Raw genomic sequence first — 21,951 nt, forward strand, 5'->3', positions numbered from 1 at the left:
ATGTTCCGCACCACATCCCTGAGGGGTCGCCTGAGCTGCGGGACCGGATCAGCCCGCCCGGGCGCACCGAGCCGGAAGCCAGGAGACGACATGTCCGATTTCAAGCCGGGCCTGGAGGGCGTCGTAGCCTTCGAGACCCAGATCGCCGAACCCGACCGCGCGGGCGGATCGCTGCGTTACCGGGGCGTGGACATCGAGGATCTGATCGGTCAGGTCTCCTTCGGCAACCTCTGGGCGCTGCTGGTGGACGGCCGGTTCGGGCCGGGCCTGCCGCCGGCGGAGCCGTTCCCGGTGCCGGTGCACTCCGGCGACATCCGCGTCGACGTGCAGTCGGCGGTCGCCATGCTGGCCCCGTACTGGGGGCTCGACCAGCTCCTCGACATCTCCGACGCCCAGGCCCGCGAGGACCTGGCCCGGGTGTCGGTCACCGCGCTCTCCTTCGTCGCCCAGTCGGCGCGCGGCCTGGGCCTGCCGGCGGTGCCGCAGAAGGAGATCGACAAGGCGGAGACCATCGTCGAGCGGTTCATGAAGCGGTGGCGGGGTGAGCCCGACCCGCGGCATGTCAAGGCCGTCGACGCGTACTTCATCTCGGCCGCCGAGCACGGCCTGAACGCCTCCACGTTCACCGCCCGGATCGTCGCCTCCACCGGCGCGGACGCGGCGGCGTGCATCTCCTCCGGCATCGGCGCGCTCTCCGGCCCGCTGCACGGCGGCGCCCCGTCCCGGGTGCTGACCATGCTAGAGGCGGTCGAGCGCAGCGGCGACGCCGAGGGCTACGTCAAGGGCGTGCTCGACCGGGGCGAGCGGCTGATGGGCTTCGGCCACCGGGTCTACCGGGCCGAGGACCCGCGCGCCCGCGTGCTCCGGCGCACCGCCAAGGAGCTGGGCGCGCCGCGCTTCGAGGTCGCCGAGGCGCTGGAGAAGGCCGCGCTGGCCGAGCTCCAGGCCCGCCGCCCGGACCGCGTCCTCGCCACCAACGTCGAGTTCTGGTCGGCCGTGGTGCTGGACTTCGCCGAGGTGCCGGCGCACATGTTCACCTCGATGTTCACCTGCGCCCGGATGGGTGGCTGGTCCGCGCACATCCTGGAGCAGAAGAAGCTCCAGCGGCTGGTCCGCCCGTCCGCCACCTACGTCGGGCCGGGCACCCGCAAGCCGCAGCAGGTCGAGGGCTGGGACGCCATCCCCCACGGCGTCTGAGATGTAAGGAGGGGCCCCCGCTTAACGCATTCTGCATAGGCGGGGCCCCTTCTTAACATCCGCGCTGTGGCGTACGCCTCAGCAGCCGGCGTGGGACGCGCGGTGGGGTCAGGCCGGGCGGGTGCGAGGATGAAGGCCGGCAGCGCTGCCGGCCGGGTGCGGAGCCCGGCCGTCCCGTGCGCTCGACGCACGAGTCGGCCGCCGACCGCGCCCGCAGGAAGGGCCCGCCCTCGCCCATGCGGAAGGATCGAGACAACCGTGGCTGACGCACCGACCATCCGGATTCCCGACGACCTCAGGCCCGCCGACGGACGCTTCGGCTGCGGCCCGTCCAAGGTCCGTCCGGCGGCGGTCTCCGCGCTCGCCGACGTCGCCACCAGCTACCTGGGCACGTCGCACCGGCAGAAGACGGTCCGCGACCAGGTCGCCCGGCTACGCCAGGGCATCGCCGAGTTCTTCTCCCTCCCCGAGGGCTACGAGGTGATCATCGGCAACGGCGGCACCACCGCGTTCTGGGAGGTCGCCACGTTCGGCCTGGTGCGCGACCGGGCCCAGTTCGCCAGCTTCGGCGAGTTCGGCGCGAAGTTCGCCAAGTCTGTCAAGGACGCGCCGTTCCTGGGCGAGCCGACCGTACGCAAGTCCGAGGCGGGCAGCGCCCCGACGCTGGTCGCCGAGGCCGGCGTGGACGTCTACGCCACCCCGCACAACGAGACCTCCACCGGCGTGGCGGTGCCGATCAGCCGGGTGCCCGGCGCCGACGAGGGCTCGCTGCTGCTGGTGGACGCCACCTCCGGCGCCGGCGGGCTGGACGTGAACGTCGGCGAGACCGACGTCTACTACTTCGCCCCGCAGAAGTGCTTCGGCTCCGACGGTGGCCTCTGGCTGGCGCTCATGTCGCCGGCCGCGCTCGCCCGGGCCACCGAGATCAAGTCCTCCGGCCGCTACATCCCGGCCTTCCTCGACCTGGTCACCGCGATCGACAACTCGCGGCTGGAGCAGACGTACAACACGCCCGCGCTGGCCACGATCTTCCTGGCCGCCGAGCAGACCGACTGGATGAACTCCCAGGGCGGGCTGGCCTGGGCGGCCAAGCGCACCGCCGAGAGCGCCGGCATCGTGTACGGCTGGGCCGAGCGCTCGGCGTTCGCCACGCCGTTCGTGTCGGACCCGGCGCTGCGCTCCAACGTGGTCGCCACCGTCGACTTCGCCGACGGGGTGGACGCCACCGCGATCGCCAAGGCGCTGCGCGCCAACGGCATCGTGGACACCGAGCCGTACCGCAAGTTGGGCCGCAACCAGCTTCGGGTCGCGCTCTTCCCGGCCGTGGAGCCGGCCGACGTGGAGGCACTCACCGCGTCCATCGACTACGTGGTCGAGCGACTCTGATCGTCTGATCACGCTGGGTGGTCGTCGGGGCTCCGGCGGCCACCCAACGTGATCATTGCCGCAGCTCAGTCACGACATGCCGGGGTGTCGCAATCCCCATGGCCGGGTAGATGAGCGTACGGTGGTGCGAGACGCCCGGGTGGCCGGCTCGTGGCGTGACGGCCAGCGAAGCGGGACGGAGGCAAGCCCATGCGCCCAGTACGCTTCGTCGCCCTCTCCGAGGACGGCCAGGCCCTGGTGCTCACCGACGAGGTGGGCCGCCTGCTCGCGCTCCCGATCGACGAGCGCGTCGCCTCGGTGCTGCACGCCGAGCCGGGCGCGACCCCGCTCGCGGTGGTGCCGGCCTCCACCGACCCGACGCCGTCGCTGTCCCCGCGCGACATCCAGGCCCGGATCCGATCCGGCGAGTCCGCTGAGGACGTCGCCCGCATCGCCGGCGTGCCGGTCGACCGGGTGCTGCGCTACGCCGGCCCGGTGCTCCAGGAGCGGGCCATGCTCGCGCAGCATGCCCGCCGCACCCGGCTGAAGGGCGCGGAGAAGCCGACGCCGCTGGCCGAGGTGGTCAACGGTCGGCTGGCCCAGCACGGCATCGACACCGAGAAGATCTCCTGGGACGCCTACCGCCGCGACGACGGCACCTGGCGGATCATCGCCACCTGGCCGTCCGGCAAGGCCACCGCGCAGGCGGTGTGGGATCTCGACAAGTCCCGTCAGCTCGTCGCCCCACACGACGACATGGCGCAATATCTGTGCGCCGAGCGGCCCACACCCATCCTCGGCCAGGAGCCGGCGCCCGAGCGGGGCGGCCACGCGCTGCCCGGCCCGTCGCGCGGCGAGCCGAGCCGCGGCGGGCACGGCCNGCGCCGGCCGGGACGCGCTGCTCGCCTCGCTGGACCGGCCGCTCGGCGGCACGTCCGGCCGTGGCCTCGACACCCGTACCCCGGCCGCGCTCGCCGGGCCGGACGCCCCGCGTCAGCGGGCCGTCGCCGGTGGCGCCGCCGCGCTGCTCGGCGGCGGGCAGGGCTCGGCGTTCGACGACGACTCGGACGCGCCGAAGGAGGTCCCGGCCGTGCCGTCGCTGGCCGTGCTGCGGCCCCGGCGCACCGGTGCCGCAGCGGCCACGTCCGGCGGCTCGGGCACCGAGTCCACCGACGCCGGTGGCAAGCCCCGCAAGCGGCTGCCGAGCTGGGACGACGTCCTCTTCGGCAGCGGCCCGGCGGCCCGCGAGTCCTCCTGATCGAGGGTCCACCCTGAGGCAGCGGTTAGGCACTCTGAGTGCCCGCGTGTCAGGGTGTACCCATGGAGTACACGAACCTGGGACGCACCGGCCTGTCGGTGAGCCGGCTCTGCCTCGGCACCATGAACTTCGGGACGCAGACGAACGAGCCGGACAGCTCCGCCATCATGGACCGCGCGCTGGAACACGGGATCAACTTCTTCGACACCGCAGACGTCTACGGCGGGAAGCCCGGCGAGGGCGCCACCGAGCAGATCGTCGGCCGCTGGTTCGCGCAGGGCGACGGGCGCCGCGACAAGGTCGTCCTCGCCACCAAGGTGTACGGCACGATGAGCGAGTGGCCCAACGACCAGGGCCTGAGCGCCCGGCACATCATCCGGGCCTGCGAGGACTCGCTGCGCCGCCTCCAGACCGACACCATCGACCTCTACCAGATGCACCACGTCTCCCGGACCACGCCGTGGGAGGAGATCTGGCAGGCGATGGAGACGCTGGTCGCACAGGGCAAGGTGCTCTACGTCGGATCGTCCAACTTCGCCGGCTGGCACATCGCGCAGGCGCAGGCAGCCGCCGACAAGCGCAACTTCCTCGGGCTCGTCTCCGAGCAGAGCATCTACAACCTGCTCACCCGGCACGTCGAGCTGGAGGTCGTCCCGGCCGCGCAGCACTACGGCCTGGGCATCATCCCCTGGTCGCCGCTGCACGGCGGGCTGCTCTCCGGGATCATCCGGAAGGTCGCCGACGGCAGTGCCGGCCGGGGCGCCACCGGCCGGTCCGCCAGGGTGCTGGCCGAGCACCGGACCACCATCGAGGCGTACGAGAAGCTCTGCGCGGACCTCGGCCACGACCCGGCGGACGTGGCCCTGGCGTGGTTGCTCTCCCGACCGGGCGTGACCGCCCCGATCGTCGGCCCGCGCACCATGGACCAGCTCGACCGCAACCTCAACGCGCTGGACGTCCACCTTGACGAGGCCGCCCTGACCCGCCTCGACGAGTTGTTCCCGCCGATCGGCAACGGCGGCCCCGGCCCCGAAGCCTGGGCCTGGTAGCTGTAAGGAGGGGCCCCCTATTAACGCATTCTGCATAGGAAGGGCCCCTTCTTAACCGCCGCCTCCGGCGGGGCGGCGGGGCGGCGGGGCGGCGGGGTCAGAGTGCCCAGGCGGCGAGGCGGGTGTAGCGGGGGCGGGCACCGAGCCGGCTGCGGACCAGGACCAGCTCGTCGGCCGGCCACTCCGGGCCGGCGTACCCGTGCAACGTCTCCCGGTCGGCGCGTACGTCGACGCGGTCGCCCGGGCGAGCGATGGTCAGGTGCGCCCGGAACGGCTTGTCGTCGTGCGGCAATCCGGCACCGTGCAGCCGGTGCCGGATCAGCCGGGCGAGGGTGCCCAACGCATCCACCTCGCCCTGCACGTCCACCCAGAGCACAGTGGAGCGACCCTGGCCGAAGCTGCCTCCACCGCCGAGGCGTAGCCGTGGCGGGCTGCCCCGACCGTCCCGGAAAGTTTGCGCGGCCAGCCCCAGCGCGCTCTCGGCGTCGACCAGGCGGTCGTCCGGCACCTCGCCGAGGAAGGCCAGCGTCAGGTGCAGGTGGGCCGGGTCGGCCAGCCGGACGGCGACGCCGACGGCCGAAGCGGCGGCGACGCGCAGCGCGGCGACCTGCGCGGTCAGGTCGGTGACCGCTGCCGGGGGCGGGTAGACCGCCGCGAACAACCGCACCGGTCAGCGGTGGCGCTGGTGGTGCGCCGCGCGGGCGGCCGGCAGGGTCAGCCCGGCGGCGTGCAGCAGCCCTTCGACGCGTACCCGTTCGATCTCCCGGTCGACGCCTGTCAGCTCGGCGAGGTGCTCGGCGATGCCGAGGGCGTGGCAGGCGGCGCGCAACCGTTCGTCGTACGCCTCGATGACCGCGCCGTGCCACACCACCGAGCGGTCGGCGGCGGCCAGCCGGTGGCCGCCGAGGCGGCGCAGGTCGGTGGCGAGCTGTTCCAGCGGGCGGCGGCCCTCCCGCTCGAACTCGGTGAGGTCGATGTCGCGGGTCAGCGCCTCGGCCTCGATGGCCTGGTCGAGCCGGGCGATGGTGCGGCGTTCGCAGCGTTGTTCCCGCCACTCGGCCCAGCCGCAGGCGACCCGGTCGAGGATCTCGTCGGCGCAGAAGAGCAGCGCGAAGAGGGCGGGCAGGCAGCAGACGGCGAGGATCGCCAGCGCCAGCAGCAACCCCTGCCCCCATCCCACGCATCGACGCTAAGCCCTCCCGCACCCACCCCGCCACCCCAATGCGAAAACCGATCGGTACGGCTGTTAAGCGGGGCCCCCTCCTATGCAGAATGCGTTAACAGGGGCCCCCTCCTTTCACTCGGAGACCACGTAGAAGCGGGGCATCGGGAGCACCTGCAGGCGCAGCCGGGCACCGGAGTGCCGCAGTTGCCAGGCCAGCGCCAGCAGCGCGGCTACCAGCGAGATCAACCCGCCGATCCAGATGCTCGCGCCGGCTCCGAACGTCTCGGCCGTCCACCCGATGATCGGCGCGCCGACCGGGTTGGTGCCCAGGAACACCAGCACCCACAGTGCCATCACCCGGCCCCGGAAGGAGGCGTCGACGCCGAGCTGCACCCGCTGGTTGGCGGCCTGGGCGAAGTAGATCATGAAGAACCCGGCGGGCAGCAGCAGCGTCACGACCAGCCAGTACGCCGGGGCGAGCCCGACCAGCGTGCCGAAGACCGCGCAGGCGATCGCGGCGCCGAGCACCAGCCAGACCGAGGGCCGGCTGCGCCGGCCGGTGCCGGCGAGCGCTCCGACCAGCGCGCCGACCGCGAGCGCGGTGCTGAACAGGCCGAACGAGGCGGCGCCGGTGTGGAAGACGGTCTTCGCGAGCGCGGCGAGGGNAGGATGTCGGGGCGGCGTGCCACGTACCGGAGGCCGTCGACCACCCGGGCCTGGTCCCGCTCGCCGACCGGCGGCAGGTCCTTGCGGTGCAGCTCGGCGGGGCGCATCCGGACCACGTTGACCAGCGGGGCGATCGAGCTGAGCGCGGTGACCAGGAAGACCGGGCCGACGTCGAAGGCGGCGATGGCCAGGCCGGCGACGGCGGGGCCGACGATCCGGGCGGAGTTGAACACGGCCGCGTTGAGCGAGAGCGCGTTCGGCAGCAGTGGCACGCCGACCAGTTCGGAGACGAACGCCTGCCGCACCGGCGTCTCGACCGCGTTGGACACGCCGAGCAGGGCGGCGAACGCGAAGACGTGCCAGAGCTGCACCAGGCCGGTGAGGACCAGCAGGCTCATGCCGAGCGCCAGCACGGTCCAGAACGCGTTGGCGACGAAGAGCAGCATCCGCTTGTCGTACCGGTCGGCGAGGCGGCCGGAGAGCAGCGTGAGCAGGAGTACGGGGGTGAACTGCAACGCGGTGACGACGCCGAGCGCGGTCGCGGAGTTGTCGCTGAGCTCAAGGACGAGCCAGTCCTGGGCGATGAACATCATCCAGACGCCGATCAGTTTGATCAGCTGTCCGGTGGCGAAGAGTCGGTAGTTGCGGACTCGTAGGGACTGGAACATCGTGCTCAGCTTGGCCTGCACTCTAGGTGCGCCTCCTCGCGTCGGGTACGCCTCATCGACAAAGGACGAAGCGAACCGCGCGACGCGAGGTCAGGCGCGAGCGATCCCCTGGAGGATCTCCGCGGCCCGCCGCAGCGTTTCGCGTTCGGACTCGGTGAGCGCGCCCAGCCGGTCGGCCAGCCACTCGTTGCGGGCGCGCTCGAACTGGTCGAGCACGGCCCGTCCCCCCTCGGTCGCCGCCAGGATGACCTGCCGTCCGTCGGTCGGATGGGGGGTGCGCTGCACGAGGCCGCGCTCCTCCAACTTCGCGACGATCTTCGTCATCGTGGGCGGCTGCACCCGCTCGACGTCGGCCAGTTCCCGTGGCGTGAGGGCACCCGCCAGCCTGAGGCTGGTGAGCGCCGACAGCTGGGTGACCGTGAGGTCGCCGACCGGTCGGGCCTGCCGGACCCGCCGGTTGAGTCGGGTGATCGCATCTCGCAGCTGGGGGGCCAACTGCGCCGGTGGCACGCGTTCCGCCGTCACCGTCCGCTCCGTCACAGTCGTTAGCTTAACTAATGAGCCTGGCTAACGACGTGCGTTATGACCAGGCTCACCAGCGTCACAGCACCACGGACTCGATCGGCCCGCGCAGGAAGTAGAGGATGAAGAGCACGGCCACGCCGTACAGCAGGGGGTGGACCTCCCGGGCCTTGCCCTTCGCCAGCTTCACCAGCACGTAGCTGATGATGCCGGCCCCGATGCCATTCGAGATCGAGTAGGTGAACGGCATCAGCACGATGGTGAGGAACGCCGGAAGGGCGATCTCGTAGTCGGTCCAGTCGATCGTGCGGACCGCGGTCATCATCAGGAAGCCGACCACCACCAGCGCGGTCGACGCGGCCTCGAAGGGCACGATCGCCGACAGCGGCGCCAGGAACATGGCCAGCAGGAACAGGGTGCCGGTGACCAGGTTGGCCACCCCGGTCCGCGCGCCCTCGCCGACCCCGGCGGCGCTCTCGATGTACGACGTGTTGCTCGACACCGAGGCCGCGCCACCCGCGGCGGCGGCGATCGAGTCGACCAGCAGGATCTCCTTGGCCCGCGGCGGGGTGCCCTGCTCGTCGAGCATGTCCCCCTCCTGGCCGATCGCGACCATCGTGCCCATGGTGTCGAAGAAGTCCGTGATCAGCAGCGTGAAGACGAACATCAGCGGGACCAGCCAACCCACCCGGGTCCACGAGTCCAGCACGTTGAAGTTGCCCAGCAGCGACAGGTCCGGCAGGTCCACCACCTGCTTCGGCAGCTCGGGCACGTTCAGCGCCCAGCCCTTCGGGTTCGGCTTGCCGTCGACGAAGGACGGGCCGATGTTGCCGATCGCCTCGACGATGATGGCCAGCACGGTCGAGGACAGGATGCCGATCAGGATCGCGCCGCGCACCCGGCGTACCACCAGCACCACGGTGACCAGCAGGCCCACCACGAAGACCAGCATCGGCCAGCTGACGATCTTGCCGTTGATGCCCAGCCCGACCGGCACGGTGGTGTTCGCCGCGTCCGGCAGCCGCCGGACGAACCCGGCGTCGACCAGGCCGATGATGGTGAGGAACAGGCCGATGCCGACGCCGATCGCGGTCTTGAGCTGCGTCGGCACCGAGCGGAACACCGCGGTACGCAGCCCGGTGAGCACCAGGATGCCGATCAGCACACCCTCGATGACCACCAGACCCATCGCGTCCGCCCAGGTCATCTGCGGCGCGATCTCGAAGGCGACCAGCGCGTTCACACCGAGCCCGGCGGCCAGCGCGATCGGGAACCGGGCCACCACCCCCATCAGGATGGTCATCAGGCCGGCGACCAGCGCGGTCGCCGCGGCCAGTGCCGGGATGGCCAGCGTACGTCCCTCGCCGTCCTCCGCGCCGCCGAGGATCAGCGGGTTCAACACCACGATGTACGCCATCGTGAAGAACGTGGCGAAGCCACCGCGGATCTCCCGTCCGGGCGTCGACCGGCGGGCGGAGATCTCGAAGAAACGGTCGAACGCGTTGCGCGGATGCGCGGGGTCGGGCGGTGTGCCGTGGTCCGCCGGCGGGGCAATGGCCATCGGGTCCTCATCATGTTGATCAGCCAGTTGTGTCGCGCGCATCGTCGCAGATCACCCGGCAGACAGGAAAGAACGATCACGTACGCTGAGTCGGTGCCCCAGGAGCAACCGCCGCGGCCGGAGCCGCTCGACCCGCCGATGGTGCCGTTCGCCGTCGCCGGGCTGGTCGCCTGGGCGGTGGCCGGTCTGGTGCTGCTGCTCTTCTTCCGCGACTGGCTCACCGCGCACGACCACCAGAACTGGCTCTGGACCTGCCTCGCCGGTTTCCTGTGGGGCTTTCCCGGCCTGGCCACGATGATGCGGCACGACGCCAACCGACGCCGCCGTCGGGCGGCCACCGCCGACCGTCAGGGCTGACCGGTCAGGGCTGCCCGTACGGCTCCGCCGGCTCGGCCGCCTCCGCCGGGCCCGGGGCCGGGCCGACCGACATGGCCTCGACCGCGCTGTCGTCGTAGATGGTGGGCAGCTCCTCCACCGGCGTCTCGGCGGTGTCGACCATCGTCTCCGAGTGGGCGCCACAGCCGTGGTCGGCGCTGACCACCCGGCCGTCGTCGGGGGCGAAGAAGTTGCCGCACGCGCCGAAGACCTGGCGCAGCGCGCCGGCCAGCGGCAGGTAGAAGCCGCAGGTGCCGCAGCGGGCGGCGGCGGGCGCGGCGGCAGAGATGGCGGCGTCCGGCCCGTGGTCGCCGTCGTACCACCGTTGGGCGGTATCGGCCCGTCCCTCCCGGGACAGCACCCGGGGCCGGCCCAGGCCCAACTCCCAGGCGGTTTCCTCGACGGCCGGGTCGTCGGAGAGGAGGTAGCCGGGGGCGAGCCGCTCGTCGTCCGCCGGGGTGGGCAGCAGGTCGCCCGGGCCCAGGTCGCCCGGCTTGAGCCGCTCCTGCCAGGGCAGCCAGCCGGGGGCGAGCAGCGCGTCCGGGCCGGGCAGCAGCACGGTCTCGCAGATGGTGACGTGCTTGCTGCGGGCGACCCGGGTCACCGTGACCGCCCAGCGCCAGCCGCGGTAGCCGGCCATCCGGCATTCGAAGTAGTGGGTGACGAGCCGGTCGCCCTCGGCGACGGCTTGGAGATGGTCGCCGATGTCGGTCGGCTCCACCTCGGTGATGGCGTCGCGGGCCACCTCGACGGCGGCGGCGCAGACCTGGTCGAGCCGGGGAGCGCGGGCGGAGGCGGGCCTGGTCACCCGTCCATTGTTCCCCATGCCCGTCGAGGACTTCTCGCCGGGTGATGCGGCACGCGCGGCGCAGATGGGCCAGGATGGGACACATGGCGCTGTCCTCCCGTTCCGGCCGCTCCTTCCTCGGGTGTACCGTCGGCACCGGCATCCGCGCCTCCCGGCTGCTGCTGCGGGGCTCACTGCACGGTGGGCGCTGGATGACCCGGCGGGCCGGCACCGCCCGGGCCCGCAGTGCCGGCAACGAGGTGGGCATGGTGCGCCTCTTCGACCTGCACGCGCTCTCCTGCGCCGGGGACACGCTGATCGCGATCGGCCTGGCCGGGACGATCTTCTTCGACGTCCCGCTGGGTGAGGCACGCAACAAGGTCGCGCTCTACCTGCTGGTGACCATGGTCCCGTTCGCCATGCTGGCGCCGGTGGTCGGCCCGCTGCTCGACCACTTCCGCCACGGTCGCCGCTACGCGCTGGCCACCACCATGCTCGGCCGGGCGTTCCTGGCCTGGCTGATCTCCGACTACATCGGCGGCTTCGGGCTCTACCCGGCGGCGTTCGGCGTGCTCGCCCTCTCCCGGGCCTACGGCGTGGCCCGCTCGGCGGCAGTGCCCCGGCTGCTCCCCGACGGCCTGGGGCTGTCCCAGGTCGGGGCGCGGGCCAGCGTGTACGGCACGGTCGCCGGCGCGCTGGTCGCCCCGATCGGGCTGGCCGCGTTCTGGTTCGGGCCGCAGTGGCCGCTCCGGGTCGCCTCGGTGATCTTCCTGCTCGGCATGGTGATCTCGCTCCGGCTGCCGCCGAAGGCCGACTCCGAACCGCCGGAGCGGATGCCGCGCCCGCTGCGGGCGATGCGCCGGCGCGACGGTGAGCGCCCGCTGGGCCGGGGCCGTCCCGCCGGCCGCCTGGTGATCGCCACGCTGATCGGGGCCGCCGCGTTGCGTGGGCTCTACGGCTTCCTGCTGCTCTTCCTCGCCTTCGCCATCAAGGCCGGCGACCTCACCACCGACTTCTTCGGCCGCACCCTGGGTGCCCAGGGCGCGTTGGGCCTGGTCGGCGGCGCGCTGGCGGTGGGCACGTTCCTGGCCACCGCGATCGGCACCCGGCTGCGCATCCACCGGCCGACCGCGATCCAGTCCAGCGGCACCGTCATCGTGGCCGGTGTGGCGGTGCTCGCCGCGATCAAGTTCTCCCTTCCCATGGTGGCGCTGCTCTGCCTGGTGGCCGCGCTGATGAGCGGGATCGCCAAGCTGGCGGTGGACGCCTCGATCCAGGAACGGATCCCGGAACGGCTGCGGGCCAGCTCCTTCGCCCATTCGGAGACCGCGCTGATGCTCGCCTTCGTGGCCGGCGGCGGCCTCGGTCTGGTGCCGTTCACCGGCCTGATGGGCGTGTCGGTCGTCGCCGGCGTGGCCGCGCTGGTGGCCGTACGCGGGGTGCTGGTCGCCGGCCGGCTGCGCGGTGAGCACCTGCTCGGCCGGCCGCTCGGCGACGACGAGCTGGCGGCGGCACCGGTCGGCGCGCCGGGCGGGACGGGCGTCACCGGGGCGGGCGGACCGGCCGTCACCTCGTTCGACGACCCGGCACCCACCTCGCCGGCGCCGCAGCGCGCCGACGCGCCACCGGCGGACGACGACGACCTCGCGCCGCCCGGGTTCCACATCTACCGCCCCTCGTCGTCCGTCGGCGGGCCCGGCGCGGCAGACGACGAGACCCGACGCGACCCCCGGGGGCCGCTGGCGTGACCGGGCTGCTGGTGGTCACGGCGGTGCCCGCCGAGGCCGAGGCGGTTCGCGCCGGCCTCACCGACCCGGGCGTGACGGTGCGCCCGGTCGGGGTCGGCCCGGCCGTCGCCGCGGCCGCCACGGCACGGCTGCTGGCGCTGGCCGAGGCGGCCGGCCGGCCGTACCGGGCGGTGGTCAGCGCCGGCATCGCGGGCGGCTTCGTCGGCCGGGTCGCGGTCGGCGGCACCGTGCTGGCCGACCGCAGCGTCGCCGCCGACCTCGGCGCCGAGTCGCCGGCCGGCTTCCTCCCGGTCGAGGAGCTGGGCATGCCCGCCGACCTGCTGGGGGTCGGCCGCACCGTGCCCGCCGACCCGGCGCTGCTGGGCGCGCTGCGCGCCGCGCTGCCGGCGGCCACCGTCGGCACGGTGCTCACGGTCAGCACGGTGACCGGCACCGCCGCGAGCACCACGGCCCTCACCGACCGGCACCCGGACGCGGTGGCCGAGGCCATGGAGGGGTACGGCGTCGCCGTCGCCGCGGCCCAGGCCGGTGTCCCCTTCGCCGAGCTGCGCACGGTCTCGAACCCGATCGGCCCCCGCGACCGCGACTCGTGGCGCATGCGCGACGCGTTCGCCGCGCTCACCACCGCCGCCGCCGCTCTCCACTGACCGCCTGATCGAACCGCATCACCGCCGCCCGCCTCGACTCGATGGTGAATCCACACCGGTGGAGCAGGCGCGCTCCGTCGTCCTCGGTGACGGCATGGGCCGACGGCACGCCGCACCGGGCCATCTCGGCGGTCAACACGGTCAACAGCCGCCGCCCGATGCCGAGCCGCCGGTATGCCGGCGCGACCAGCACCCCGTCCAGCACGAGATGGTGCCGATCCGGCAACGGATAGCCGAGGAGCAGTTCGTCGCTTCGCTCGTGTGCGCGCAGTTCGCCGACCAGCTCGCCGTCGGGCAGTTCGGCGACGAACCGCCAGCACGTCGTCGGAAGGGCCGGATCGAGGTATCGACGGACCCGACAGTCCCGGCGCACGCGCTCCCGGCGACGGTCGCGGTCCCGCTGGTCCCGGTCGAGCCGATACGTCACGGCCGGCAAGGGGGACGAGTAGCCGGCCGACTGGCCCGGCCAGTGTGCCCACCAGGCACCGGGCCAGTCCTTCGGTTCGCGCACCGCGCGGGCGTCCAGGTGCGCCGGGCAGTGCCGACCCGCCGCGTCCCGTAGCGCCTCCTGCGGCACCGACCGCAGCTCCGCGGACGACGTTCCGATGCACACCTCCGATGTCCTCGTGCCCACGACGAGCGGTGGCTGCCCCGCGTCCGATGACGACGCGATGGTGAGCCGGCCGCCTGCCCCGGCGACCAGCCGCTCCACGGTGCGGAAACTCGGCCCGACCGACCGCCCGGCCTCGATGCGGGCGACGGTCGTCTGCGGCACCCCCGACCTGGCGGCCAGCTCGCGCTGGCTGAGGTCCGCCGCTCGGCGCAGCGCTCGCAGCGTCGCACCCAGATCGATGATCAGCTCGGCGTCGGTCATCTAGCCATGTTCTGCTGTCGCGCCGCCACCCTCCACCCCGCGCCGTCCACCTGTGGACAACCCTGTGGAAAAGCCGTTCCGCTGGGGACGGGAAGGTTCACCGGCGCGCCTACAAACTTGATGGCGAGAACGGGTCGCGCCAACAGCGAGGCGGGAGTGGGACGATGGCGGGGCAGGCACCGCGTCAAGGGCGACTCATCCACGCCATCAAGTTCCTAGCGGCCGAAGAGCGGTGCTTGCGCCGGCACGGGAAGCGGCAGCCCGGGAACCGGGATGACGGGCCGGAGGGCGGGCGGAGTTACGGTGGGGGCGTGGCGCTCTCCCTGGCGATTTCTCCCTGCCCCAACGACACGTTCGTCTTCGACGCGCTGGTGCACGGGCGGGTGCCGGGTGCGCCGCCGGTCGAGGTGACCTACGCCGACGTGGACGTCACCAACACCGCGGCCGAGCGGGGAGCGTTCGACCTGGTGAAGGTCAGCTACGCGGCGTTGCCCTGGCTGCTCGACGACTACCACCTGCTGCCCTGCGGGGGCGCGCTGGGCCGGGGCTGCGGCCCGCTGGTGCTGACCCGGGGCGACCGGGCCGACCTGTCCGGCGCGACGGTCGCGGTGCCCGGCGAGCGGACCACGGCGTACCTGCTGTTCCGGCTCTGGGCGGCGGGTCAGGCCCCGGCGCGGATCGAGGTGGTGCCGTTCCACGAGATCATGCCGGGCGTGGCGGCCGGCCGGTACGACGCCGGCCTGGTGATCCACGAGGCCCGCTTCACCTACCCACGGCACGGGCTGACCGCCCTGGTCGACCTGGGCGAGTGGTGGGAGGGCGACACCGGGCTGCCGATCCCGCTCGGCGCGATCCTGGCCCGCCGCGGCGCGGTCGACCCGGTCGAGGCCGCGGCCTGGATCCGCGAGTCGGTGCGGCAGGCCTGGGCCGATCCCGAGGCCAGTCGGGGGTACGTGCTCGCGCACGCGCAGGAGATGGAGCCCGACGTGGTGGACCGGCACATCGGCCTCTACGTCAACGAGTTCACCGCCGACCTGGGAGAGGCCGGCTTCGCCGCCGTGGAGGCGCTGCTGGGCCGGGCCGCCGACGCCGGGCTCGTCCCTCAGACCTCCAGCTCGCGCGCCACCGCGTGGACGAGCTGAGCGATCTTCTGCGCGGCCTTGCGATCCGGGAAGCGCCCCCGGCGCAGGTCCGGCTGGACCTTCGCCTCCAGCACCTTGATCATGTCTTCGACCAGACCGTGCAACTCCTCGGCCGGCCGGCGACGCAGCTCCGCCACGGACGGTGGCGCCTCCAGCAGCTTGACCCCCATGGCCTGGGCACCCCGCCGGCTGTCCACCACACTGAAATCGACCCGCTGGCCACCCTTCAGGTCGGCGACACCCGCCGGTAGCGCGCCCTTCGGCAGGAACACGTCGCCACCCTCGTCACTGGTGACGAACCCGTATCCCTTGGCCGCGTCGTACCACTTCACTCGACCCGTCGGCACCTGTCGAACCCCGCTCCACTCGAACCGTCTACGCCTCCAAGGCTAGCCCGACGATCCGGTCGACCGCCGCCGAGAATTCGGTGAGATCATCCAGCACCAGGTAGGCCCCGGCCTCGCTCAACTCGTCGGTGGAACAGGGGCCGGTCGCCACTCCCACCCCCGGGATTCCGGCCGCCCGCGCCGCGGCCATGTCGGCCACGTGATCGCCCACGTAGAGCGTCGCGCCGTGCTCCCGCAGCGCGGTCGCCTTCTCCTCGGCGAACAGGTCACCGGCCAGGGCGTCGACCGGCAGGCCGAGGTGGTCCAGGTGCAGCTTCGCCAGCCGGCCGATCTTGGACGTCACGACCATCACCCGGCCGCCGCGCTCGTGCACCGCGCGCAGGGCCGCCGCCGCGCCCGGCATCGGCACGGTCGGGGTGATCGCGTACGCCGGGTACAGCTCCCGGTAGAGCGTCACCGCCTCCTCGATCCGCTCCGGCGGGAACCAGTTCGCCAGCTCGGTGCGCAGCGGCGGGCCCAGCCGGGACACCACCAGGTCCGCGTCCACCGGCACCCCGGTGCGCTCGGTCAGCGCCCGGTAGGCGGCCGCGATGCCGGGACGGGAGTCGACCAGGGTCATGTCGAGGTCGAAGCCGACCATCAGCGGAGACATGCCGAGAACCTACCCGGCGGGCTAGCGTGGTACGACGATGACCACCTCACTCGCCGACCATCTGCGGGCCCTGCCCGACGAGTCCCTGGCCGCCCTGCTCCAACTGCGGCCGGACCTCGTCGTGCCGGTGCCGGCCGACGTGTCCGCCCTCGCTCTGCGCGCCCAGTCCCGGGTCTCCGTGGCCCGGGCGCTCGACGGGCTGGACCAGTTCACCCTCCAGATCCTCGACGCCGCCCGCCTCACCCGCGGCCCCGAGGGCGTCACCTCCACCGACCAGATCCTCGCCATGGCCACCGCCGGGCCGCACCCGCCCGCCCCGACCGCGGTCCGCGCCGCGGTGGACCGGCTCCGGGCGCGGTTCCTGCTGTACGGCCCCGAACACGACCTGTACGTGGTGGGCGGCGTCGACGAGGTGTCCCCGTACCCGGCGGGGCTCGGCCGGCCGGCGGCGGAGCTGGACCCGCGCGCGGCGGCCCTCTGCGCGGAGCCGGCGAAGCTGCGGCGGACGCTGCTCGCCGCGCCGCCCTCGGCCCGCGCGGTCCTGGACCGGCTCGCCGCCGGCCCACCGGTCGGGACCGTCGCCCCCGGCGCGTTGGAGGCCCCGGCCACCGGCGCCGAGGACGTGCTCCCGCCGGACCTGGTCAACGGCGGGGCACCCACCGGCTCCCCGATCCGCTGGCTGGTCGAGCACCGGCTCCTGGTGCGCATGTCCGGCGGCCGCAACGGCACCGTCGAGCTGCCCCGCGAGGTGGGGCTGGTGCTGCGCCGCGACGCCGGTCCGCTCGGCCCGCTGCGCACCAGCCCGCCGGTGGTCTCCGGCCCCTCCCGCGAGGTCAAGGCCGTCGACTCGGCCGGCGCCGGGCAGACCATGGAGGTGGTACGCCACACCGAGGCGCTGCTGGAGGCGCTCGTCGTCGAGCCGGCCCCGGTGCTGCGCTCCGGCGGTGTCGGCGTGCGGGACCTGCGCCGGCTCGCCCGTGGCCTCGGGCTGGACGAGCCGACCACCGCGCTGCTGTTCGAGGTGGCGTACGCGGCCGGGCTGGTCGGCGAGCTGGAGCTGACCGGGGCGGCCAGCACCCGGTACGGCGGTGACCAGCAGATCATGCCCACCGGCGGGTACGAGGTGTGGCGGGCGGCCTCCCTCGCCCAGCGCTGGGAGCAGCTCGCCCGCGCCTGGCTGGCGATGCCCCGGCAGGCGGGCCTGGTCGGGCAGCGCGACGACCGGGACCGGCCGATCACGGTGCTCTCGCCCGAGGCGGAACGCGCCGGTGCGCCAGCCGCCCGGCGGGCCGTGCTCGCCGTGCTGACCGACCTGCCGCAGGGCGCCGCGCCGACCCCGGACGAGGTGCTGGAGACACTGGACTGGCGGGCGCCCCGGCGGGCGCGGGGTCGGGAGGCCGCGCACCGGGAGGTGCTGGTGGAGGCGGCCCGGCTGGGCGTGACCGGGCTGGGCGCGCTCACCTCGTACGGGCGGCTGCTGCTGGCCGAGTCGACCGACGCCGACGAGCGGGGCGACGACCCGCTCGGGCTGCGCTCCGACGCCGAGTCGGGCGAGCCGTCGACGACGGTACGCGCGCTGGATGCGCTGCTGCCCGCCCCGGTCGACCACGTGCTCGTGCAGGCCGACCTGAGCGTGGTGGTGCCCGGCCCGCCCGACCCGGCGCTCGCCGCCGAGCTGGACGTCATCGCCGAGCACGAGTCGGCGGGCGGGGCGAGCGTGCACCGGGTCACCACGGCGAGCATCCGGCGGGCCCTGGACGCCGGCTACACCGCCGACGACCTGCACGCGCTGTTCCGCCGCCGGTCGCGTACCCCGGTGCCGCAGGGGCTGACCTATCTGGTGGACGACGTCGCCCGCAAGCACGGTGGGCTGCGCGTCGGCTCCGCCGGGGGCTACGTGCGCAGCGACGACGAGGCGTTGCTCACCGAGGTGCAGGCGGACCGGCGACTGGAGCCGTTGGCGTTCCGCCGGCTGGCCCCGACCGTGCTCGTCACGCCGTACCAGGTCAACCGGATGCTGACCGCGTTGCGCGACGCCGGGTACGCGCCAGTGCCCGAGGACGCCAGCGGCGCGACGGTGCTGGCCCGGCCGAAGACCCGGCGGGCGCCGGCCCGCACACCGGTCACCGGTCGCGTGGTCGACCCGCTGGCCACGCCGAAGCTGCCGATGCCCCGCCTGCTCGGCGTGGTCGAGCACATCCGCCGGGGCGACGCGGCGGCCCGGGCGGCGCGGCGGGCCCCGGCGGTGGTCCGCGGCGGCGCGGCGGTCACCGGCCCGGCGCCGGTGCTCGGGCACGGCGACGCGCTGGCCGTGCTCCAGCAGGCGGTACGGGACAAGGCGCTGGTCTGGGTGGGTTACGTCGACGCGCACGGGGCGACCGCGTCCCGGCTGGTGCGGCCGGTGTCCATCGGCGCCGGCTACCTGCGTGCCGAGGATGACCGCACCGAGATGCTGCACACGTTCGCGCTGCACCGGATCACGGCCGCGGTGCTCCAGGAGTGACCCCTATTCGCCGTTGCGGCGCAGCGTGCCGACCACCGAGACGGCGAGCAGCAGCGCGAACGCCGCACCGGCGGACTCGCCGACCGAGTCGACGAAGCCCTGCCGCTGCACCAGCAGCCCGAACAGGAACCACCCGAAAACGCCCACCGCGGCGGCGGCGTAACCGACCATCACCGCCATGGAGACCCCGTGCTGCCGCGTCCGCTCGTTCTCCCGAAGCATGTCCTGGTCGACGGTCATGGCAAGCCCCTCCCCGCCCCGTGGTGGCCCCGGCTTCTACAGTGGCACCGACCGAAGCGTGCGGACAGGGGTTAAAACCCTGATCCGGCCGGTCCGGTCACGGGCTCGGGCGGGCTCAGGTGCCCAGGCGGCGGCCGATCACCACGACGCGGGTGCCGATCGAGCCCAGTTCCCAGAGGCGTACCGCGTCGCGGTGCAGCAGGTTGACGCAGCCGTGCGAGCCGATCGCGCCGTTGTGCAGGTAGGTGGTCGTCTCGTGGAAGCCGATCCCGCCGTTGAACTGCTGCCAGTAGGGCAGCCACACCTCGTACGGGTTGGACCACTCCTTCAGGTTCCGGCCGCCGACGGAGTAGGTGCCGGCCGGCGTGGCGTACCCGGACATGCCGGTGCGGGTGACGGTCGGACCCAGCACCACCTTGCCGCCGCGCATCGCCCACACGGTCTGCCGGGTCAGGTCGACGCAGAAGGTGAGCCGGGAACCGGCACGGCAGCGCGACACGTCGGTGTCCGCCAGGCGCTTCGCCACGTCGTACGTGGTGGGGCCGGCGCGACCGGTGGCCGGGCTGATGCCGTACCGGCTCTGGAACTTCCTGATCGCGGCGCAGTCGGCGGCGGACTGCGCACCGTCCACGCTCAGCGTCCCGAAACCGCCCAGCCGACTCAGGTATTTCTCCACGGCCCGCTGGTGTTCCCCCTCCGGGCACCCGGCGGGCCGGCTCGGCGTGGCCTTCGGCTTCGTGGTGGCGGTCGCCTTCGGCGTCCGGGTGGGTTTCGGCGTGGCCGTCCGGCTCGGCTGCGCCGACGGGGACGTCGCGGACCGCTCGGGCGTGGGCGGCGCGCTCGCCCCCGATGCTGCCTCCGTCAGCCCGACGGGCGCGGGGGTGCTGCCCCCGGCGTCCTTCGTCTGCGGATCGAGCGCGCACGCGCCGACGCCGACCAGTACGACGACCGCCAGACCGACGACCCGGGCGAAAAACCGGACACGCTGCATGGGCCCTCCCCTGGACAGTTGCCCCGCTTGCTAGACGTGTGGGTGGAGTATGACGTTGCCTGTCCAGCGAGACTTTTTTCCGACCTCGCCGGGCGTGCAAGACTGGATGGTCCGCCTTCGGCAGGTCAGCCGCCGTGCGGGCACGTTTCCCGGGCGATGCGAGGAGGACGCGGCGTGAGCGGTGGACCACTGATCGTGCAGTCGGACAAGACGCTGCTGCTGGAGATCGACCACCCGGACGCGCAGGCCTGTCGGATGGCCATCGCGCCCTTCGCCGAGCTGGAGCGTTCGCCCGAGCATGTGCACACCTACCGGCTCACGCCGCTGGGCCTGTGGAACGCGCGGGCCGCCGGGCACGACGCCGAGGGCGTGGTCGACTCCCTGATCAAGTACTCCCGCTACCCGGTGCCGCACGCGCTGCTGGTGGACGTGGCCGAGACGATGGACCGGTACGGCCGGCTGCAACTCGCCAACGACCCGGTGCACGGGCTGGTGCTGCGCGCCCTGGACCGGGTGGTGCTGGTCGAGGTGGCGAAGAGCAAGAAGCTCGCCGGCATGCTCGGCGCGAAGCTCGACGACGACACCATCGCGGTGCACCCGTCCGAGCGGGGCCGGCTCAAGCAGGCGCTGTTGAAGCTGGGCTGGCCGGCGGAGGACCTGGCCGGCTACGTCGACGGTGAGGCGCACCCGATCGACCTGGCCGAGTCCGGGAAGGACGGCGGCAAGGCGTGGACGCTGCGGTCGTACCAGCGGGAGGCGGTGGAGGCGTTCTGGGCCGGCGGCTCGGGCGTGGTGGTGCTGCCGTGCGGCGCCGGCAAGACGCTGGTCGGCGCAGCCGCGATGGCCGAGGCGAAGGCGACCACGCTGATCCTGGTGACGAACACGGTCGCCGGGCGGCAGTGGAAGCGGGAGCTGATCGCGCGCACGTCGCTGACCGAGGAGGAGATCGGGGAATACTCCGGCGAGCGCAAGGAGATCCGCCCGGTCACCATCGCCACGTACCAGGTGCTCACCTCGCGGCGCGGCGGCGCGTTCNGCACCTGCTGCCCGCGCCGATCTTCCGCTTCACGGCGGACCTCCAGGCCCGCCGCCGGCTCGGCCTCACCGCGACTCTGGTACGCGAGGACGGCCGGGAGGGCGACGTGTTCAGCCTGATCGGCCCGAAGCGGTACGACGCGCCGTGGAAGGACATCGAGCAGCAGGGCTGGATCGCCCCGGCGGAGTGCACCGAGGTACGGGTGACGCTGACCGACGCGGAGCGGATGGCGTACGCGACGGCGGAGGCGGAGGAGCGCTACCGGATGGCGGCGACCGCCCGCACCAAGCTGCCGGTGGTCCGCGCCCTGGTGGAACGGCACCCGGACGAGCAGGTGCTCGTCATCGGCGGTTTCCTCGACCAGTTGCACCAGCTCGGCGAATATCTGGACGCGCCGATCGTGCAGGGCTCGACCACGAACAAGGAGCGGGAGCGGCTGTTCGACGCGTTCCGCTCCGGCTCGTTGCGGACCCTGGTGCTCTCGAAGGTCGGGAACTTCTCGATCGACCTGCCGGAGGCGGCGGTGGCGATCCAGGTGTCCGGCACGTTCGGGTCCCGCCAGGAGGAGGCGCAGCGGCTGGGCCGGGTGCTGCGGCCGAAGGCCGACGGCCGGCAGGCGCACTTCTACACGGTGGTGTCGCGGGACACCATCGACACCGAGTACGCCGCGCACCGGCAGCGCTTCCTCGCCGAGCAGGGTTACGCGTACACCATCGTGGACGCCGACGACGTTCTCGGCCCGCCGCTGCCTACGGTGGAGTAACCGCAGCGGCCCGGGGCTGTCGGTCCACAGTGGCACAATCGGGGACCGTCACTGGAGCACCAGAAGGGACCCGAGTGAACCGCCGTATTCTCTCCGCACTGACCGTCGTCACCGTCGGCCTCGCCGGCGCGGCTGTGGCACCCACGTCCGCCTCGGCGAGCGACGCGCCCGGCTTCGTCTGCAACCTCACGCAGAACACCTGGCTGCGGGCCCAACCGCACGGCACCGTGCTGCGCACCCTGACCGCCGGGCGCGGGTTCCGCGCACACGGGGGCTGGGCCGAGGACAACGACGCCTGGGTGTACGGCCACGGCGCCGAGTTCCCGTCGCAGGACGGCTGGGTGCCGCTGGGCAACACCACCTGCTGAGTACCGGCAGGCAAGCGGAGGGGACGG

At 73.3% G+C, this 21,951-nt stretch carries 19 protein-coding genes and 3 pseudogenes; 11 read left to right on the forward strand and 11 right to left on the reverse strand.

Going from position 1 to position 21,951, the window contains the following annotated elements:
• Positions 1 to 90 precede the first annotated feature (90 nt).
• The 4 genes and pseudogenes from B1205_RS04435 to B1205_RS04450 all read left to right on the forward strand — a co-directional run bounded on the left by B1205_RS04435 (position 91) and on the right by B1205_RS04450 (position 4,869).
• A complete protein-coding gene (locus B1205_RS04435; RefSeq protein WP_089154459.1) occupies positions 91 to 1,197 on the forward strand; it encodes a citrate synthase 2 in 1,107 nt (368 codons plus the stop codon).
• A gap of 258 nt (positions 1,198 to 1,455) precedes the next feature.
• Positions 1,456 to 2,583, forward strand: coding sequence for a phosphoserine transaminase (gene serC, locus B1205_RS04440; protein ID WP_089154460.1), 1,128 nt, complete (start codon positions 1,456 to 1,458; stop codon positions 2,581 to 2,583).
• A 189-nt stretch (positions 2,584 to 2,772) separates the two neighbouring features.
• Positions 2,773 to 3,820 (forward strand): annotated as a pseudogene (gene sepH, locus B1205_RS04445) (septation protein SepH).
• Positions 3,821 to 3,882: 62 nt separating this feature from the next.
• Complete coding sequence (locus tag B1205_RS04450; protein WP_089154461.1) at positions 3,883 to 4,869, forward strand: aldo/keto reductase; 987 nt, start codon at positions 3,883 to 3,885, stop codon at positions 4,867 to 4,869.
• 97 nt (positions 4,870 to 4,966) lie between these two features.
• Here the strand turns inward: B1205_RS04450 and thpR are convergent, their stop codons facing one another.
• The 5 genes and pseudogenes from thpR to B1205_RS04475 form a co-directional block, all read right to left on the reverse strand.
• Positions 4,967 to 5,536 (reverse strand): RNA 2',3'-cyclic phosphodiesterase, encoded by a 570-nt coding sequence (gene thpR, locus B1205_RS04455; protein WP_089154462.1) that lies wholly within the window; start codon positions 5,534 to 5,536, stop codon positions 4,967 to 4,969.
• 3 nt (positions 5,537 to 5,539) lie between these two features.
• Positions 5,540 to 6,049 (reverse strand): hypothetical protein, encoded by a 510-nt coding sequence (locus B1205_RS04460; protein ID WP_089154463.1) that lies wholly within the window; start codon positions 6,047 to 6,049, stop codon positions 5,540 to 5,542.
• Positions 6,050 to 6,166: 117 nt separating this feature from the next.
• Positions 6,167 to 7,389: pseudogene (locus tag B1205_RS04465) on the reverse strand (MFS transporter).
• Between the two features lie 69 nt (positions 7,390 to 7,458).
• Positions 7,459 to 7,908: a MarR family winged helix-turn-helix transcriptional regulator gene (locus tag B1205_RS04470; protein WP_176308422.1), complete on the reverse strand. Its 450-nt coding sequence runs from the start codon at positions 7,906 to 7,908 to the stop codon at positions 7,459 to 7,461.
• A gap of 61 nt (positions 7,909 to 7,969) precedes the next feature.
• The gene (locus B1205_RS04475) at positions 7,970 to 9,451 is read right to left on the reverse strand and encodes an NCS2 family permease (protein WP_089154465.1); all 1,482 of its coding nucleotides are present in this window, start codon (positions 9,449 to 9,451) and stop codon (positions 7,970 to 7,972) included.
• Between the two features lie 93 nt (positions 9,452 to 9,544).
• Between B1205_RS04475 and B1205_RS04480 the strand changes: the two genes are divergently transcribed.
• Positions 9,545 to 9,808 (forward strand): DUF2530 domain-containing protein, encoded by a 264-nt coding sequence (locus B1205_RS04480; protein WP_089154466.1) that lies wholly within the window; start codon positions 9,545 to 9,547, stop codon positions 9,806 to 9,808.
• Positions 9,809 to 9,812: 4 nt separating this feature from the next.
• On the opposite strand, the gene B1205_RS04485 is transcribed toward B1205_RS04480, so the two are convergent.
• The gene (locus tag B1205_RS04485) at positions 9,813 to 10,652 is read right to left on the reverse strand and encodes a DUF3027 domain-containing protein (protein ID WP_089154467.1); all 840 of its coding nucleotides are present in this window, start codon (positions 10,650 to 10,652) and stop codon (positions 9,813 to 9,815) included.
• Between the two features lie 65 nt (positions 10,653 to 10,717).
• Here B1205_RS04485 and B1205_RS04490 point away from each other — a divergent pair, with 65 nt between their 5' ends.
• Both B1205_RS04490 and B1205_RS04495 read left to right on the forward strand, forming a co-directional pair.
• The gene (locus B1205_RS04490) at positions 10,718 to 12,361 is read left to right on the forward strand and encodes an MFS transporter (RefSeq protein ID WP_089154468.1); all 1,644 of its coding nucleotides are present in this window, start codon (positions 10,718 to 10,720) and stop codon (positions 12,359 to 12,361) included.
• Positions 12,358 to 13,008: a futalosine hydrolase gene (locus B1205_RS04495; protein ID WP_089154469.1), complete on the forward strand. Its 651-nt coding sequence runs from the start codon at positions 12,358 to 12,360 to the stop codon at positions 13,006 to 13,008. The genes B1205_RS04490 and B1205_RS04495 overlap by 4 nt, the downstream gene beginning before the upstream one ends.
• On the opposite strand, the gene B1205_RS04500 is transcribed toward B1205_RS04495, so the two are convergent.
• Positions 12,980 to 13,882 carry a GNAT family N-acetyltransferase gene (locus B1205_RS04500; RefSeq protein WP_089154470.1) on the reverse strand — a complete coding sequence of 301 codons (903 nt, stop codon included), beginning with the start codon at positions 13,880 to 13,882 and terminating at the stop codon, positions 12,980 to 12,982. The genes B1205_RS04495 and B1205_RS04500 overlap by 29 nt on opposite strands.
• 311 nt (positions 13,883 to 14,193) lie before the next feature.
• Between B1205_RS04500 and B1205_RS04505 the strand changes: the two genes are divergently transcribed.
• Positions 14,194 to 15,024, forward strand: a complete 831-nt coding sequence (locus B1205_RS04505; RefSeq protein ID WP_089154471.1) for a 1,4-dihydroxy-6-naphthoate synthase — start codon at positions 14,194 to 14,196, stop codon at positions 15,022 to 15,024.
• Here the strand turns inward: B1205_RS04505 and B1205_RS04510 are convergent.
• Positions 14,985 to 15,371: a cold-shock protein gene (locus tag B1205_RS04510; protein WP_073826071.1), complete on the reverse strand. Its 387-nt coding sequence runs from the start codon at positions 15,369 to 15,371 to the stop codon at positions 14,985 to 14,987. The two genes, B1205_RS04505 and B1205_RS04510, sit on opposite strands and share 40 nt — an antisense overlap.
• Before the next feature lie 28 nt (positions 15,372 to 15,399).
• Entirely contained in the window at positions 15,400 to 16,023 is a 624-nt protein-coding gene (locus tag B1205_RS04515; RefSeq protein ID WP_089154472.1) for an HAD family hydrolase, read from the reverse strand.
• A gap of 37 nt (positions 16,024 to 16,060) precedes the next feature.
• On the opposite strand from B1205_RS04515, the gene B1205_RS04520 reads away from it, so the two are divergent.
• Entirely contained in the window at positions 16,061 to 18,526 is a 2,466-nt protein-coding gene (locus tag B1205_RS04520) for a helicase-associated domain-containing protein (protein ID WP_089154473.1), read from the forward strand.
• A 3-nt stretch (positions 18,527 to 18,529) separates the two neighbouring features.
• On the opposite strand, the gene B1205_RS04525 is transcribed toward B1205_RS04520, so the two are convergent.
• Positions 18,530 to 18,766 carry a hypothetical protein gene (locus B1205_RS04525; RefSeq protein WP_089154474.1) on the reverse strand — a complete coding sequence of 79 codons (237 nt, stop codon included), beginning with the start codon at positions 18,764 to 18,766 and terminating at the stop codon, positions 18,530 to 18,532.
• Positions 18,767 to 18,881: 115 nt separating this feature from the next.
• Positions 18,882 to 19,757 carry a L,D-transpeptidase family protein gene (locus B1205_RS04530; RefSeq protein WP_089154475.1) on the reverse strand — a complete coding sequence of 292 codons (876 nt, stop codon included), beginning with the start codon at positions 19,755 to 19,757 and terminating at the stop codon, positions 18,882 to 18,884.
• A 174-nt stretch (positions 19,758 to 19,931) separates the two neighbouring features.
• Between B1205_RS04530 and B1205_RS04535 the strand changes: the two are divergent.
• Together B1205_RS04535 and B1205_RS04540 are read left to right on the forward strand one after the other, a co-directional pair.
• Positions 19,932 to 21,556, forward strand: a pseudogene (locus tag B1205_RS04535) (DNA repair helicase XPB).
• A 74-nt stretch (positions 21,557 to 21,630) separates the two neighbouring features.
• Positions 21,631 to 21,924: a hypothetical protein gene (locus tag B1205_RS04540; RefSeq protein WP_089154476.1), complete on the forward strand. Its 294-nt coding sequence runs from the start codon at positions 21,631 to 21,633 to the stop codon at positions 21,922 to 21,924.
• Positions 21,925 to 21,951 lie beyond the last annotated feature (27 nt).

It is taken from the genome of Micromonospora sp. NBS 11-29, assembly GCF_002140155.1.
GTDB lineage: Bacteria > Actinomycetota > Actinomycetes > Mycobacteriales > Micromonosporaceae > Micromonospora.

Excerpts from the sequence above, each read along its gene's own strand:
- B1205_RS04435 (WP_089154459.1), top strand. The coding sequence starts at position 91 with ATGTCCGATTTCAAGCCGGGCCTGGAGGGCGTCGTAGCCTTCGAGACC.
- B1205_RS04450 (WP_089154461.1), top strand. The coding sequence starts at position 3,883 with ATGGAGTACACGAACCTGGGACGCACCGGCCTGTCGGTGAGCCGGCTC.
- B1205_RS04475 (WP_089154465.1), bottom strand. The coding sequence starts at position 9,451 with ATGGCCATTGCCCCGCCGGCGGACCACGGCACACCGCCCGACCCCGCG.
- B1205_RS04485 (WP_089154467.1), bottom strand. The coding sequence starts at position 10,652 with ATGGGGAACAATGGACGGGTGACCAGGCCCGCCTCCGCCCGCGCTCCC.
- B1205_RS04490 (WP_089154468.1), top strand. The coding sequence starts at position 10,718 with ATGGCGCTGTCCTCCCGTTCCGGCCGCTCCTTCCTCGGGTGTACCGTC.
- B1205_RS04500 (WP_089154470.1), bottom strand. The coding sequence starts at position 13,882 with ATGACCGACGCCGAGCTGATCATCGATCTGGGTGCGACGCTGCGAGCG.
- B1205_RS04515 (WP_089154472.1), bottom strand. The coding sequence starts at position 16,023 with ATGTCTCCGCTGATGGTCGGCTTCGACCTCGACATGACCCTGGTCGAC.
- B1205_RS04520 (WP_089154473.1), top strand. The coding sequence starts at position 16,061 with ATGACCACCTCACTCGCCGACCATCTGCGGGCCCTGCCCGACGAGTCC.
- B1205_RS04525 (WP_089154474.1), bottom strand. The coding sequence starts at position 18,766 with ATGACCGTCGACCAGGACATGCTTCGGGAGAACGAGCGGACGCGGCAG.
- B1205_RS04530 (WP_089154475.1), bottom strand. The coding sequence starts at position 19,757 with ATGCAGCGTGTCCGGTTTTTCGCCCGGGTCGTCGGTCTGGCGGTCGTC.